This window comes from Thermodesulfobacteriota bacterium, from assembly GCA_031082315.1.
Classification (GTDB): Bacteria; Desulfobacterota; QYQD01; order QYQD01; family QYQD01; genus QYQD01.
In genome coordinates, this window is record JAVHLC010000016.1 from 18,387 (window position 1) to 33,405 (window position 15,019).

General features: G+C 49.8%; 17 protein-coding genes. 8 read left to right on the forward strand and 9 right to left on the reverse strand.

Going from position 1 to position 15,019, the window contains the following annotated elements; genetic code table 11:
- Positions 1-29: 29 nt before the first annotated feature.
- Genes speB through RDU59_11965 form a run of 3 tightly spaced genes read right to left on the reverse strand, consistent with a single transcriptional unit; the run spans position 30 to position 1,925 of the window.
- Positions 30-890 carry an agmatinase gene (gene speB, locus RDU59_11955; protein MDQ7839191.1) on the reverse strand — a complete coding sequence of 287 codons (861 nt, stop codon included), beginning with the start codon at positions 888-890 and terminating at the stop codon, positions 30-32.
- A 4-nt stretch (positions 891-894) separates the two neighbouring features.
- Entirely contained in the window at positions 895-1,332 is a 438-nt protein-coding gene (speD, locus tag RDU59_11960; protein ID MDQ7839192.1) for an adenosylmethionine decarboxylase, read from the reverse strand.
- 47 nt (positions 1,333-1,379) lie between these two features.
- Entirely contained in the window at positions 1,380-1,925 is a 546-nt protein-coding gene (locus RDU59_11965) for a cupin domain-containing protein (GenBank protein ID MDQ7839193.1), read from the reverse strand.
- A gap of 434 nt (positions 1,926-2,359) precedes the next feature.
- On the opposite strand from RDU59_11965, the gene RDU59_11970 reads away from it, so the two are divergent.
- The 4 genes from RDU59_11970 to RDU59_11985 are packed head-to-tail and all read left to right on the forward strand — an operon-like array spanning position 2,360 to position 7,637.
- On the forward strand, positions 2,360-3,781 hold the full coding sequence (locus RDU59_11970) for a biotin carboxylase N-terminal domain-containing protein (protein ID MDQ7839194.1): 1,422 nt from the start codon (positions 2,360-2,362) through the stop codon (positions 3,779-3,781).
- Positions 3,781-6,045 carry a carboxyl transferase domain-containing protein gene (locus RDU59_11975; GenBank protein MDQ7839195.1) on the forward strand — a complete coding sequence of 755 codons (2,265 nt, stop codon included), beginning with the start codon at positions 3,781-3,783 and terminating at the stop codon, positions 6,043-6,045. The genes RDU59_11970 and RDU59_11975 overlap by 1 nt, the downstream gene beginning before the upstream one ends.
- 12 nt (positions 6,046-6,057) lie before the next feature.
- Positions 6,058-6,702, forward strand: a complete 645-nt coding sequence (locus tag RDU59_11980; protein MDQ7839196.1) for a hypothetical protein — start codon at positions 6,058-6,060, stop codon at positions 6,700-6,702.
- The gene (locus RDU59_11985) at positions 6,693-7,637 is read left to right on the forward strand and encodes a biotin--[acetyl-CoA-carboxylase] ligase (protein ID MDQ7839197.1); all 945 of its coding nucleotides are present in this window, start codon (positions 6,693-6,695) and stop codon (positions 7,635-7,637) included. The genes RDU59_11980 and RDU59_11985 overlap by 10 nt, the downstream gene beginning before the upstream one ends.
- A gap of 133 nt (positions 7,638-7,770) precedes the next feature.
- Here RDU59_11985 and RDU59_11990 read toward each other — a convergent pair whose 3' ends face one another.
- The 5 genes from RDU59_11990 to RDU59_12010 form a co-directional block, all read right to left on the reverse strand.
- Positions 7,771-8,487 carry a DUF72 domain-containing protein gene (locus RDU59_11990; GenBank protein ID MDQ7839198.1) on the reverse strand — a complete coding sequence of 239 codons (717 nt, stop codon included), beginning with the start codon at positions 8,485-8,487 and terminating at the stop codon, positions 7,771-7,773.
- A gap of 146 nt (positions 8,488-8,633) precedes the next feature.
- Positions 8,634-9,125: a peptidylprolyl isomerase gene (locus RDU59_11995; protein MDQ7839199.1), complete on the reverse strand. Its 492-nt coding sequence runs from the start codon at positions 9,123-9,125 to the stop codon at positions 8,634-8,636.
- The gene (locus RDU59_12000) at positions 9,122-9,499 is read right to left on the reverse strand and encodes an RNA-binding protein (GenBank protein ID MDQ7839200.1); all 378 of its coding nucleotides are present in this window, start codon (positions 9,497-9,499) and stop codon (positions 9,122-9,124) included. Before RDU59_12000 ends, RDU59_11995 begins: the two co-directional genes overlap by 4 nt.
- 90 nt (positions 9,500-9,589) lie before the next feature.
- Entirely contained in the window at positions 9,590-9,793 is a 204-nt protein-coding gene (locus tag RDU59_12005) for a cold-shock protein (protein ID MDQ7839201.1), read from the reverse strand.
- A gap of 443 nt (positions 9,794-10,236) precedes the next feature.
- Positions 10,237-10,863: a zinc ribbon domain-containing protein gene (locus RDU59_12010; protein ID MDQ7839202.1), complete on the reverse strand. Its 627-nt coding sequence runs from the start codon at positions 10,861-10,863 to the stop codon at positions 10,237-10,239.
- Between the two features lie 126 nt (positions 10,864-10,989).
- On the opposite strand from RDU59_12010, the gene mqnB reads away from it, so the two are divergent.
- From mqnB to RDU59_12030, 4 genes are read left to right on the forward strand one after another with little or no spacing between them, the layout of a single operon-like run.
- Positions 10,990-11,637 (forward strand): futalosine hydrolase, encoded by a 648-nt coding sequence (mqnB, locus tag RDU59_12015; GenBank protein ID MDQ7839203.1) that lies wholly within the window; start codon positions 10,990-10,992, stop codon positions 11,635-11,637.
- Positions 11,634-12,464, forward strand: a complete 831-nt coding sequence (locus tag RDU59_12020; protein ID MDQ7839204.1) for a 1,4-dihydroxy-6-naphthoate synthase — start codon at positions 11,634-11,636, stop codon at positions 12,462-12,464. Before mqnB ends, RDU59_12020 begins: the two co-directional genes overlap by 4 nt.
- Entirely contained in the window at positions 12,461-13,534 is a 1,074-nt protein-coding gene (gene selD / locus RDU59_12025) for a selenide, water dikinase SelD (protein ID MDQ7839205.1), read from the forward strand. Before RDU59_12020 ends, selD begins: the two co-directional genes overlap by 4 nt.
- 14 nt (positions 13,535-13,548) lie before the next feature.
- On the forward strand, positions 13,549-14,007 hold the full coding sequence (locus RDU59_12030; protein MDQ7839206.1) for a flavin reductase family protein: 459 nt from the start codon (positions 13,549-13,551) through the stop codon (positions 14,005-14,007).
- A gap of 172 nt (positions 14,008-14,179) precedes the next feature.
- On the opposite strand, the gene RDU59_12035 is transcribed toward RDU59_12030, so the two are convergent.
- Positions 14,180-14,449: a cupin domain-containing protein gene (locus tag RDU59_12035; protein ID MDQ7839207.1), complete on the reverse strand. Its 270-nt coding sequence runs from the start codon at positions 14,447-14,449 to the stop codon at positions 14,180-14,182.
- Positions 14,450-15,019 lie beyond the last annotated feature (570 nt).

Sequence of the window (15,019 nt, forward strand, 5' to 3'; positions counted from 1 at the left end):
GATTAGAGATTAGGATTTCATTAATGCTTTCAGTGCCCGATATAGTTTAACAATTTATAAATAAGCTTGGCGGCCAGGAAGTCCGGGGCCACATTGCCCGGCTGAGGTAAAAGCTCGACGACGTCAAAGGCCAGAACATGCCTTTCCCGGGCAATATGCCGCAGAAAAAAGAGCAAATCATACCAGCCCAGGCCGCCCGGTTCAGGGGTGCCTACGGCCGGCATGATGGACGGGTCCAGGACATCAAGGTCTATAGTTATATAGACTTCGGGCAATAACCGGGTCAATAATTCCTGTAAGACCGCCTCTCGATCGGCCAGCACCGCGGGGGCATAAAATGGTTTAAGCCCGCTTTCCTTTATAAATACGGCCTCTTCACGGCTGAGAGATCGTATCCCCACCTGTTCAATGGGGTTATATTCCATGGCCCGGCGCATAACGCAGGCATGGCTAACAGGGGTGTTTTGATAGGAATTTCTCAGATCGGCATGGGCGTCGAATTGTAATATGGAAAAAGATGGCTTATAGTCAAAAGCGGCCTTTATGGCTCCCAGACTGACCGAGTGTTCGCCGCCAAGGACTACGACCGTTTTTCCCTGTTGCAGGAGTGGCAGGCAGGCCTCGCGGACAGCCTCTATCATGGCTTCGGGCGAGGAGGCGAGAGGTTCCAGCTCGCCTAATGTGGCAATGCCGGCCTCGCTTACGTCCTGGTCTGTTTCTTCGTCGTAAAGTTCTAAAAAACGGGAGGCGCTAATAATAGCCAGAGGCCCTTCGCGGGTGCCGCTCCGAAACGACGTGGTGCCGTCATAAGGGACCGGTACAATTACTGTTTTTGAGGATTCTAAGCGCGTTTTATCGTCTTGTAATCCGCCGAAATTGAAGCCGGTCATCTCCTTAGATGCTTATCTGCATCCTCTCGTCACGCATAAAGTTTTCTACCTTGCGGATGATTTTCGGGAACTCCAGGCCCCGTTCCAGATTCCTTATTTCTATCTTTTCAAGGCTAAACAATCTCTTGACATCTTCTATGGCCTTTTGTCCATTAAATTCCTTGCAGGAGAAGATATCCAGACTGAGATACCGTTTTTCCGGGAAGGTATGAATACTTATATGGCTTTCTGCAATGAGGACAAACCCCGAGATTCCCCAGTCCTCCGGCCTTACGCCGGAGTAACGGAATACATAGGGCGGCATTATCTTGGTCATCTCGATTTCTGCCGGATAGTTACTCAAAAAATCGTAGATATAATTTATGTCCGTCAACTTATCCTGGTCAGAACCATATCCGTCCACCATCAGATGTTGTCCAAAGCCAAATTCTATATTTTCCAATTTGCATTACCTCCCCTAAAAAGTAATGTGTCCCTGCAAGGACCAACCTAAAAGATGGGCGGTGAAACCACCCACAATATTTTTGCTATGCCCTTCCCGATATTTTCCACACGATGTACCTTGCTGGCCTTAAAGTAAAAACAATCACCCTTATGTAACGTATGTTTGGCCTTATCCAGGTGGAGCATTACGGTTCCTGATAATACGAAGCCGAATTCTTCTCCTTCGTGCGAAATTTCCTCCCAGGTTTTTTCCCCGGGCGAAAGAGTAACCAGCACCGGGTCCATCAGACGATTTTGGGCCCCCGGCACAAGGAGTTCCACCCTTAAAGTGTCGGTGGAATCAGATGTGATAACCCTGCTGGATTTGGGATAAAACTCCTTTTCTGGCGACGCCTCTTTAAAAAAATCAGCCAGCTCCTCTCCCAGTACGTCCAGAATGTCCTTCAACGTGGTGATCGACGGAGAGGTAAGGTCACGTTCTAATTGTGATATATATCCTTTAGTCAGGTAGGCGCGATTGGCCAGTTCCTCCAGAGTAAGATTGTTGGCCAAGCGTAGCCGCCTTAACTTTTCGCCTATTTTTAGACTCATACCCCCGGCATATTTGGTTTAATAAAAGTAAACTTAAAGTTTAATGCCATTTAATATTTCGGGGCTTTATAATATTCATTTGAGTCTTTGTCAAGAAAAAATATTTTACAGTTTTTTCGGGTTCAGGCGGGGCGGCTACCCCGATATATAACTATTTGTTTTTATTATCTATATAAGACATTAAGAGAGAAAGAAATTGACGGTTGCCGGGGGAATGGGTTATAAGTGCCAGACACCCGTCATTATGAGCGGGTTTCTTGTATTTTGAAACAGGCGTAGTTATAATTCCGGCTACATCGTATGCGGTAGCAGTGGTAATTGTTATTCGAATAATACAAAGATAGCCGTTCTTAAAAGCTCATGATTTTCCGCCTGGGGCGGATAGAAATTCCGGGACATCAAGTCATCAATAATAGTAGGTGGGGCTTTAGCTTTTGGAAGACAAAGTACTTATCGCCAATCGCGGCGAGATAGCCATTCGTATAATGAACGCCTGCAAAAATCTGGGGCTGGATTACGTGGTAGTCTATACGCGGGAAGACGAAAGTTCCCTGCATGTGCAGTTGAATCGTGACAGCCGGAGCAATCGTTGTAATGCCTGGAGGGTGTCCAGTTATTGTGATCCGAACGATATTCTGGCCGTGGCAGATCATACCGGATGCACGGCCATCCATCCGGGCTATGGTTTTTTTGCCGAAGACTACCGGTTTGCCCGCCGGGTTCAAACCAGAGAGCGTGGCCTGACCTTTATCGGGCCAAGCTGGGAGGTTATCAAGGGCTTAGGCAGTAAGATTAATACTAAGGCCATAGCCAATGCCTTGAAGATACCGACTATTCCGGGATCGGACGCCCCTATTTATAACGAGATCGAGGCTGAGGGGCTGGCCGAGGAACTCTTCTATATTCAGGAAGAAAAAGGGATAAAGAATCCGTCCATCCTGGTCAAGGCCTCGGCCGGCGGCGGCGGTATGGGTATTGAGCAGGTGACCCATATCGACCAGTTCCGGCAGGTCTATCGGCGGATAAAGAATTATGCCAAGAGGCAGTTTGGTGACGAAGGGGTGCTGATCGAACAATGTATTAATGATTACAACCACCTGGAAGTGCAACTGGTTTGCAGCAGACATCGGGAGATGGTACATTTCGGCACCAGAAATTGCACCATCCAAAGCCTGGGGAGGCAGAAGCGTATCGAGGTGTCTCCGGGGTTCGATCTGGAGAATCCTTCCGGTTATCAGTTTAATCCACAACGCATTCTTGACGAAATAATTGATTATTCGCTTAAGCTGGCAGCCCATGTCAAATATGATAACGTGGGCACATGGGAGTGGATTGTGACCAGGGAAGGGCATCCCTATTTACTGGAGGTTAATACCCGGATACAGGTGGAAAACGATGTCTCGGCCAAGACGTCGCGTATTCGCGGCCATGATAGCCCGCCTAATCTCATCGAGGAACAGATCCGTTTGGCCCTCGGTGAACGGCTGGGATATAGACAAAAGGATATATCGTTTACCGGGGTGGCTATTGAGTTTCGCGTCGTGGCCGAGGATACGAAAAGAGGGTTTACTCCTTGGATCGGGACGATTACCGGCCTTGAAATCCCTGCCTATCCCTGGTTAAGTATTTATTCTCATGTGCCGTACCAGGAGGCCTATGATATCCCCAGTGAATATGACCCTAATCTGGCTTTGGCCATTATGTGGGGAGAAAACCTGGCGGAGGCCAAAGAGAGGGGTCGAACTTTCCTGTCGGAGGTCAGAATCGAAGGCCGGAACAGCCGTGAAGAACCGATAATAACCAACCTTGATTATCTCAAAGAAAATATTGATAACTTACTTATCTTTAAAGACTAATGACGCCGGAAATTAATAAACGACTTTCCCAGATTGAACTCAGAGTGCAATATCTCCTGGACATTAAAGAGGGTGCCGAGTGGGGCAATCTGGGCGATTTAATGGAGAAGGTCCGGCGACTGAAGGAAGAAATCTATGACCGGACCGAAGAGTCTATAGGGGCCGACCTGTCCGACCTGGAAGAGACTATTTCGTTTCTGGAGGATAGGGCGGAAAAATCCCTTACCCCGGATGAGATAGTGCGTATCGTCCGCAACCCCCAGCGCATTACACTGCAAAATATCCTGGAAAATGTCTATGACAGTTACACTGAACTGGGAGGGATGGAGGACTGCAACATCGATCCTTCCATGGTTGTCGCCAAGGCCACTATCTCCAGGCGGGTTAAGGGCCACGTTTATGTCCACCAGGTGATGGTCATCGGCCATGAAAAAGGCCATGGCGAAGAATTCCGCAATGGCGGCTGCACCCGGCCGTGGGGCAATGAAAAGGCCATGCGTTACATGGAAGTGGCGGAGACCGAAGGGATACCCATACATTTTTATGTATTTACTCCGGGTGCTTTTCCCATTGAAGATTATCCCGGCGCCGCCCAGCAGATCGCACGCAACCTTTACGCCCTGGCCAAACTGCGTGTGCCTATAGTATCACTCATCTCAGAGGGCGGTTCCGGAGGAGCGGAAGCCGTAGGTATGAGCGATATACGTCTTATGCTTTCACACGGCTATTATTCGGTTATTTCACCGGAAGGGGCGGCAGCCATCGAGGGAAAGATTAAAGAAGGGGAAAAGGTTCCCAAGGATTTGCTTACCTTCTGCGCCGAACAACTCTCCATTACGGCCCGGGATAATCTGCCGTTGAAAACGATTGATCGTATTGTGCAGGAGCCGGTTTTAGGAGCCAGGCGTGATGATTTTGCTTTTTTGAGACAGCTTCGTTATGAGATGATCCGTGCGACGGATGAGGTCGTTCTTAAGACGAAGAGTTTTCGCACCTTCCGTGCCTACGCCATCAAACAGGAAAAGGCGGCAGAACGCAACTACGAATTTGATATCTACATACGGTGGGAGTTAACGAAGGGAGAAGAGGAGCGTCTTTTACGTTTGCGTTCCTTAAAATACCGTAAGATGGGGCAGGGCTTTTACAATGAGAGTGTAACCTGGCCGGATAAAGTCTTTAAGAAGACAGAAGATGCGGTGCTTAAGGGTTACTATGGCCTCCGTTACGGTCTTATCCGGCATCACCATAAGCAGGTCAAAAAGGTGATCGAAGAGGTCTCCGGAGAAGGCTCTGTCTTTCTCAGAAAAATCTCTTCGCCTCTTATATCGGCTTACGATTTTGTTGCCAACTCCGCCGCCAAGAAACAGCTCAGGATTATGACTGCGTCTTCATCTGCCCCCGGCGCCGAAGAGGTCACAGAAGATTGGGGAGATACCTATGTCAGCCCGTTGGCCAATGAAGACCGGACGGTATCCTGCCCTAATGCGCGGGAATATGGGTGTCTGGATCTCTGGGTGCCGGATCTTTACGGTGAGTTCTGCGGTGTTTGCCAGAACTGCGGGCACCATTTCCCTCTTGAATACCAATGGTATCTGCAGAACTTATTTGACCGGGGATCTATTCATGAGTTTAACGGACACATAGGTTCGATAAATGCCATAGGTTACCAGGGCTTTGAAAACAAGATACGCCGTGATGTCATCAAGACCGGACGCACCAGCGCCATGATTACCTCCCATGCCCGGGTAGAAGGAATAAGCCTTATAGTGGCCATGCTCTTTAATGACTTTCGCAATGGCACGGTGGGAGCGGCAGAGGGCGACAAGTTTGTCCGGGCCTGTGAAAAGGCTCGCATAATGAGGCGGCCGTTTTTGGCCTACGTCCATGCTACGGGAGGCATCCGTATCCAGGAGGGCACTGTGGGCGTGGTACAGATGCCCAAGTGCACCATGGCGGTACGTGAATATATCGACTCCGGCGGTCTTTACATCGTGGTATATGATAATAATTCCTATGCAGGTCCGGTGGCCAGTTTTCTCGGCTGCTCGCCCTATCAGTTTGCCATCCGTTCTTCCAAGATTGGTTTTGCCGGGCCGAGGGTTATCCGGGAGACTACGGGCGAGGATATTCCGCCTGATTATCATAGCGCTCAAAAGGCCCTGGCCCGTGGCCATATTCAGGGGATATGGGACAGGCGTGAGTTCAGATATAATCTCTATAAATGCCTTCTTACCATGGGCGGCAGCAATCTCTATTACCGTTAGAGAGGAAATGTTTTGTCAGAGTTAGATTTAGACCGGCTACTTATCCATTATCGAGAAGACCCTTATGAAGATTTTGTTGTTGAGACCCCCAATACCGGCTGGGTACGTTTCATGGCAGACGATGGAATGAAGGTAGAGGGCCCCAAAGGAACGTGGCAGCATATCCCGGGCACGCTTCTTTATGTCCTGGAGCGCGAACGAAACCGCATTCCTGTACATGCCCATATTAATGGGACTATAAGCGAGTTACAGGTTGATTTGAACGGGAAGTTTGTTGAGGCCAACACGTATCTTATGTCTGTTCGTCATCCCATGACCAAAGATGAAGTCATTGACAAGATACTCAAGCAGGTGCTTGTTACCTTCAATGCCCCGGAGAGGGCCAAGTATTTCTTTCCTCCGGAGATAACCTATAAACTGGAAAAGAAAAAACATGGGACCGTCCTGGTAAGACCGGGGGAGGAAATTATCATAATGTCCTTGATGAAACGCGATACCCCGCTCATCTATAATGGAGAGCCGGGAATTATCCATACTGTCTATTTTCAGCCTAATATCAGCATCGACCAGGGGGAACCCCTCCTTGGTATCTGTCCGCCCGGCAAGCTCAATTATATCCGAAAGATAGTGCAAAAGATCCAAAACGAATGGGCATAGATTCTGTTTATCCCCGGGAACATCCCTGGGAAGAACGGCTCCTCGGGCTGCTTGAGGGATGCCGGGAGGCGGAAGTCCTTACCCGCAGACCGAAATGGGGGGATGAATCCGGGGTTATCATGCGCCGCGGGGCAGACATCGGACGGGAGTTTTTTTGTTATCCCTGTCTGGACAGGGGCATGAGGCAGGCCCGGGAACTCATAGAGACGGGAGAGAAAAAGGGTCCGGCCTTTATTGCCGGCGGCGTAGTCATAGCCCGGGAAATGGAGAAGAGCAGAGGACGTTTCGATAGACTCTGGTATGCTCCTTCCGGGGGGGCGTGGCTTACTCTGGTCTTGAATCCGGCGTTTCTCCCGGAAAATCGCCAATTTTATTCCTTGATCCTGGGTGTGGCCTGCTGCGAGACTATAAGGCATTATGGCGTCGAGGCTAACATCAAGTGGGTAAATGATATCCATTTCCATGGACAAAAACTGGCCGGGATTCTGATCCAAGGCTATACTTCCAGAACCTTGGGCGAGGAATACCTCCTGCTCGGGATAGGGGTTAATGTCAATAATACCTCTTTTCCCGAACACCTGCGGCCCATGGCTATTTCCCTCCAGGAAATCCTCGGGAAGAAAGTGCCTCTTGAAGACTTTATAGCCCTGCTTTTAACCAAGATCGGCTGGCACATAGGGTTGATGGCCCATTTTGAGCAAAGGTATCTCGAAGCCTTTTATGAGCCGGTGAAACCGGCCAATCCCCTGATAGAACAGTGGAAGCTTTACAGCGACACCCCGGGGAGACGTGTATTATATGGGACCAATGTCTATGATGAACCTCTCTTCGCGGCCACGGCCGTGGACATAGATCATACCGGGGCCATTATCTTGCAGCGGGAAGAAGGTATAACCGTGCGGGAAGTGAGCGGGGAGATAATTTACCTTAATTAGCGTTCATCCGGAAACTGTCGTTTCCGGATTCAAGCTCTCAGCGATCAGCCGTCAGCAAAAAACCAAGACAAACAACACATTAAGCTGAGTGCTGATAGCTCCAGCCGGAAATCTTAGGTTTTTCGAATGGAAACTAATCAAGGCATAGTTCTTTCAGACGCAGGGCATTTTGTACGGCATAGCCTTGATAATCATTGTCAAAATAAACAAAGGCGTCTCTTTGCCATCCTTTAATCCTGTCCGCCCAGGTTGTCAGCTCATCTTCAGTATAATTTGAGCCATAGAGCACCTGAGAACCATGTAACCGGATATAGATAAAATCAGCGGTTGTTATCTCAGCGTAAGGATAGCGTCCGGCCGTGTCTGATATGCAAAAGGCCGCATTTTTTCTGCGCAGCAATTTATATGCCTCTTCGCAGAGCCAGGAGGCATGCCTGAATTCAAAGGTTATTTTATATCCCGGGGGCTGTGCGTCCAGAAAACCAGCAAAAATCTCCTCATCAAAACGGAGCGAGGGCGGCAATTGGAAGAGAACGACGCCCATCTTTCCGCCCAACCCCTCTACAGCGCGGTAGAAAATCTCCAGGCTGTCCTGGGTGTCGCGCAATTTCTTAATGTGTGTGATATAACGGTTGGCTTTGACTGACCAGAGGAAATCGGGCGGAGTCTTTTCTCGCCAGGTTTCAAAGTTCTCGCGGGTCGGCTGGCGATAGAAACTGGCGTTCAGTTCTACGCTGGTGAACCGTCCGGCATAGAAATTAAGCCATTTTGATTGCGGCAGATGCCCCGGATAGAATACCTTTCGCCAATGCGGATAGTTCCACCCAGATGTGCCGATACGGATGTCCATCCTGGTTTATCATGTCTCACCGCAAAGACGCAAAGAACGCAATTATGGAAAATCCGAAAACGGGTATCAGACCTGTCAGGAACAGGTCCCGTACTTCGAATTTAGAATTTTTGCGCACCTTGCGCCTTGTGGTGAGATAAATGGCCTTAACAACCGGAGCAGCTTGTGTCCGAACAGCCGCAGCTACAGGCCTCTGCAAATTTTGGCCCATCGCCTATATGGACGACCTCAATCTGGAAGTTCAGGACTTTACCGGCCAGGGGCGGATTCATGTCCAGGGTGATGTTGTCATCACCGATAGTCGTTACTCTGGCCGGTATCTGTTGCCCATTTTGCATGCGTACCCCGAGCACCATCCCGACCTCTAACGAGATATCTTTTCCTGCTGACGCCCGTGGGAAATCTACTACCAGCGATTCGTCCCTGGGGCCATAGGCATCTTCAGGTTCCAGGACGAAATTTTTTTTATCACCAATGGAGAGTCCCAGCACCGCTTTTTCAAATCCTTCTATTACTGTACCGGAACCGACCTGAAATTCCAGAGGATCCCTGCCTTCACTGGAGTCAAACATCTCTCCATTCTCAAGGGTTCCCCAATAGTGAACGGCTACAAAATCTCCCTTTTTTGCCTTGCTCATCTTCTCCCTCCGTAGCCTGATCCTGATCCTCTTCCGCCTCCGCCTCCGCTTCTACCTCTTCCGCCTCCGCCTCCGCCCGGACCTCTTCGCCCGGCCGAGAATCCACCACCGCGCCCGCCGGCGCCCCTGTCTGTCTGGGGACGGGCCTCGTTGACGCTCATGTTTCTCCCCTTGAGTTCTTTATTATTCAGGGCAGTGATAGCCGCCTGGCCCGCAGTATTATCAGACATCTCGACGAAGGCAAATCCGCGGGACTGACCGGAATATTTGTCTTTGATAATAGTTACGGAATCGACCTCACCAAAGGCGCTGAATTGTTCTTTTAAATCGCCTTCATTAGCTTCGTATGACAGATTACCGACGTATATTTTCATTATTTATTAATCCTCTCTTTACCAAACAGGGAAGCCGGCATTTTGTACCCATGCTTCCCTTTCTTGGTTGGTATATTGGTTATGTTTTGTTTACCCCATTACAACGACATTTACCGCCTGGAGGCCCTTTTTACCTTCGGCTACGTCGAAGGTCACTTCCTCGCCTTCCTTTAAGGATTTGAATCCGTCGCCCGCGATAGCCGAAAAGTGTACGAAAATATCTGTTCCGTCTTCTTGGGAGATAAAGCCGAAGCCTTTGCTGTCATTAAACCACTTGACATGTCCTTTAGCCACTTAATCCCACCTCCTTTCTTAATAGACGGGCTTCGAGTATCCATCCGAGAAAAACAGGAGACTGCATTGTTAAAAAAGCACGGCAGTGAAACAACATCCGGACAAAAAAATCTCTACAACCCTAAAAATATATTTGACCTTATTCTTTGTGAAATTGCAACAAAAAAAGTATAGGCTCAGCCGGAAACTGTCATTTCCGGTCGTGCCACAGGCAGATTCGCCGAGGCGAACTTCACGCTTTCAGCGACCAGCTGTCAGCCGTCAGCAAAAATATAAGATACAACATATTAAGCTGCACGCTGATAGCTGACCGCTCCAGCCGGAGAACCCGGGTTCCGGCCTTCAGTCGGCCAGTGGCCGGATAAAAACTAAATAGTTACCACGCCTATCCGCAGGAGGTTTGGGAAAATTAATGGCGGCGGATATCAAAGTGGAAGGTTCACCTATTTCAGATCTTTGCCGCAGTGTTTGCAGACCAGGGCCCGGGCCTTGATGATCTCGGCGCAGTAGGGACACTCTTTGGTGTAATTGGACTTGTGTATTAGTTCTATGGCCTTTTCAGCCTGTTCTTTGATGATTTCGTTGGTAAAATGATGGTTCCGGATCGGCTCAATGGCCCTCAGGTCGGCAATATTGCCGAGCGCTTCCGCAGCTTCGAGACGAGCCCGCGGAGCCGCGGTCTCATCGATAAGCATACCTGCTATGGCCGGCGTATCCTTGGCCTCGATATAGCCCCTTAGGGCCGCGGCCGCTTTATGTTCAGCCTCTTCTTTAGCCCTTTCTTCTTCAGGATCAAACATACCGCCTTTCAGGCCATCATGGCTAAATACGGGGATAGCCCCCATTTCCATGGTCTCAGGGTGACACATGCACCGGTAGGAGGCCCTTTGTCCGTAGAAGTTCATCATACTTTCCCAGCCTTCAACAAAGAACGAGCATTGGTCATTGAAGCAGACATAAAGGGAAGTAACCCCCCAGCCCAATCCATCAGAGAAGTTATATGGGGGGAGTGCATAGTCAGACATTTCCTGTCCACAGTGAGGACACTTTGGTTTTTCTTTTGTTGCCACTTTATGCCTCCGGGATATTTTAAAACAATTTAATCCTAATATTAAAATTGTCAAGCAGGGTCGCTTCTTGTGCAGAGGCCACAATCGGGATTGACCTGTGTGCAAAACTGGAGTTTAATACTTTTTATGGTGTATCTGGTTGCCGGCTCCACAGAGTTAGAGATCAATCTGCTGAAACGCGAGGCAAGCGCCCCTGGGAAGCTCGATTTTCTGGTCACGGGCGTGGGGCCGGTGGAGAGCGCCATATCTCTTACAAGATTTCTAGAGAGGGGAAAAGCGGACGGGGTAATCCTTTTCGGGGTTGGCGGCGCATATACAGAAAAAGGGGTGGACGTCCTTGATATCTGTCTGGCGGAAGGAGAGCGCTTCGGAGATTCCGGTATAGCCGCGCATGATGAGATACATTATTTCACCGATGAGATGTCAACCGGCAAACATGATTTTGACCTGAGAAACAGTTTATCGGATCAGGTGGAGAGCAAGCTCATGGCCCTGGGGACGCCATTTAAGGAGGGGCCTTTTGTCACCGTGCACGCCTGTAGCGGGACACTGAAGAGGGGTAATGTCCTGCGGGATAAATTTAACGCCATCTGTGAGAATATGGAGGGTGCGGCTATGGCCCGGGTCTGTGAACTCTATGGCGTGCCCATGGTGGAGTTGAGATGCATAAGCAATATGGTGGAGGATCGCGATACCTCCAAATGGAAAATTAAGGAGGCCGCAGCTAAGGGCGCCGGGCTGCTTGGCAGGCTCCTGCCTGAGTTGTTACGATGAAGACCTACAGTCTTGGTTTTTCCCCATGCCCGAATGACACATTCATCTTTTATGCCCTGATAAAGGGCCGGTTAAAGCATTGCAACCTGCATTTTAGGGAGATGATGGCCGATGTGGAGACATTAAACCGGATGGCCTTCCGGAGGGAACTGGAGGTAACCAAACTCTCCTATCACGCCTTTGGCCATCTCGTGGATGATTATGTCCTTTTAAGAAGCGGCAGCGCCCTGGGCCGGGGGTGCGGGCCGCTTTTGGTCTCCCGCCAAGCCTGTTCCCCGGAGGAACTTCAGGATAAAAAAATAGCCATACCCGGCAAATATACCACGGCGGCCATGCTCCTCAGGCTATACGGAGAATACAAAAATCTCGTCGAGATGGGCTTTGAAAAGATAATCCCGGCTGTTAAGGAGGGAATGGCGGATGCCGGGGTTATAATCCATGAGAGCCGATTTACTTATGAAAAAGAAGGCCTGGCCAGGATTGTGGACCTTGGCCAATGGTGGGAAGAAACTACGGGAATGCCTGTTCCTCTGGGCGGCATCTTTGCCCGCAGAGATTTAGGGACAGAAGAGCTGGCAGCCGTTGATTCCTGCCTTAAGGAAGGCATTCAGTACGCCTTTAGCTACAGGGAAGAGCCTATGGATTATATCCGGGAGCACGCACAGGAACTGGAAGACGAGGTCATAAAAAAGCACATTGAACTTTACGTAAACCCCTTCACGCTGGACCTGGGTGAAGAAGGCATTCAAGCCGTGCGCCACATGCTTAAAATGGGGTATGATAAAGGCCTGTTTAAGAGTTACCGGGACGACTTTGTAGTTGGATGAGAGAGGAGGGGATTTCTGTGTCTCAAGATGATCTAAGACTTACAGAAAAAGTCAGGGCCGCGGGGTGAGCAGCCAAGCTAAGTCCGGGGGACTTAGAAGAAGTTATGAGGGCATTGCCCTTTACGACCCACCCCAATCTCCTGGTGGGTTGTCAGACCTTTGACGACGCCGGTGTCTATAAGCTTACAGATGACCTGGCCCTGGTGCAGACCCTGGATTTTTTTACGCCCATCGTTGATGACCCATACCACTTTGGACGGATTGCGGCGGCCAACGCCCTGAGCGATATTTATGCCATGGGCGGCAGGCCGCTTACGGCCATGAATATCGTCTGCTTTCCGATTAAGGAACTGCCCAAAGATGTCCTTAAGGAGATTTTGAAGGGCGGGATGGAGAAGATTCAGGAGGCCGGCGCTGTCCTGGTAGGCGGCCACAGCGTGGATGATAAGGAGTTAAAATATGGCCTTTCCGTGACCGGGCTTATTCATCCGGATAGAATTGTTACCAACCAGGGCGCCAGGACCGGCGATAAGCTGATTCTTACCAAGCCTATCGGCACGGGGGTGATAGCCACGGCTATTAAAGGGAAGATGGCTGATTCAGTGTCTATCGGGCGCGTGATCGAGGTTATGTCCGCCCTTAATAATAAGGCAGCAGAGTCTATGCTCAAATACGGCGCCCATGCCTGTACGGATATAACCGGCTTCGGGCTGGGCGGACACCTTCTGGAGATGGCCCGGGCCAGTCAATGTGAGATAGCCATTTCTGCGGACAGCCTTCCCTTCCTGCCCGGGGCCAGGGAATATGCCCTTACCGGCCTTATTCCGGCCGGGAGCTATGCGATAAAACATTTCTGTGAACACAGCGTGGGGATTGACCCCGGGGTTGAACCTGTGGTAGTTGATCTTATATTTGACGCCCAGACCTCGGGCGGCCTGGCCTTTTGCCTCGAGGCCTCAAAGGCAGGGGCCTGCCTAAAGGAACTGAGGGAGGCCGGCATAACAGATGCGGCGGTAATCGGCGAGGTCGCCGGCGCCCATCCCAAAGGCCATCTGACTATAAAAAAATAAGGAGGGATTCCGCCATGCAACAGATAGTTTCGAAGGCCATTTCACATGGGGTTTATATTATCACGGCACGGTTCAGGGACAACAGCAATGGTATGACGGCGGCATGGGTCTCGCAGGCCTCCATGCGTCCGCTTTTGCTGATGGCCTCTATAGCTCCCATGCGCTACACCCACGGGCTTATAGAAAAGGCGCGTTATTTTACCGTAAACGCGCTTCCGGAGGGGAGACAGGATCTGGCCAAACATTTTGGGCTTAAGAGCGGCAGGAAGGTGGATAAATTTGAAGGCATCTCCTTTTTTGATGCCCCCAATGGGTCGCCGGTCTTAAACGATGCCCTGGCCTACTTTGAGTGCAGCCTGACCGACTCCTTTACCGCCGGAGATCACACGCTTTTTGTCGGGGAAGTGGTCTCGGCGAAGATACTTAAAGAAGATGTCCGGCCCCTCATCTTTCGCTGGGAAGATTATTTTTGATGGCCGGCCGACCTGCCTATGGCGTGGACAAAGGAACACGAATTTCAAGCTTTCAGCGATTCCGCTTCAGCGGATCAGCAAAAGATCAGAGGATATACAGTACATTAAGCTGAAGGCTGATAGCTGAGTGCTGACCGCTTCAGCCGGAAAACCAAGGTCAATTGGATGGAGGCTATTTAAACGTATAAACCTTTCGTATGGGTTCGATCACCCTCCAGGTGCATTTAAGCCCCTTGGGAAAGGTAACCAGGTCGCCCTTGTTGATCTCAACCGTGCCTGACGGGGTTTTCACCTCTACCTTGCCTTCAAATACGTAGGCCGTCTCTTCGGCGTCGTACTCCCAGTCAAAGGCGCTCGGCTCGCACGACCAGGGACTCCATCTGTCTATACCCAACGTATCCAGCTCTTCCTTAGATGGTTTTTTGATTCTTATCTCAGACATGATATGACCTCCATTTTCTTAGGATCAAGGCCTAAGGTCATGCCGGACTTGATCCGGCATCCAGTTCCTTACTGGATTCCCGCTTTTGCGGGAATGACGGCATTCGGGCATTTTGTCGCCGGAGTATTATAATCCTATACGCCATATTTTTTAAAAGAACATAATTATTTTACAAAATCACCTCGATTCACCTAAATTATCATACTTGTACAGCCGCTGCATAAGATTGAAGCTCCCCGCAGCTTGCTGCGGGGAATCTCCGTATGTAAGGTAAAATGCATCGTATTCGCTCGCCACCCCCCCCTGCAAGCAGAGGGGAATGCGCTCGCTATGCATGTTCATAATTACAACAAAAAGACAACTTCCATTTTTATGTTACCGGCCTTATCTGCCTAATATTTAATAGAATTTTACCTGGTTGTATTTTACAGCAGATTCCTATATAGTCCCATAATATGCAGCCGCACACGAAAAAAGTAGAGTCGATATCAGCTTTGTCCGGTTAGGTTTTTGCGTGTGCCGAATACTGAGAAAACGGAGAAAAATTTCGCATCCATGTCGTTTTTTGCT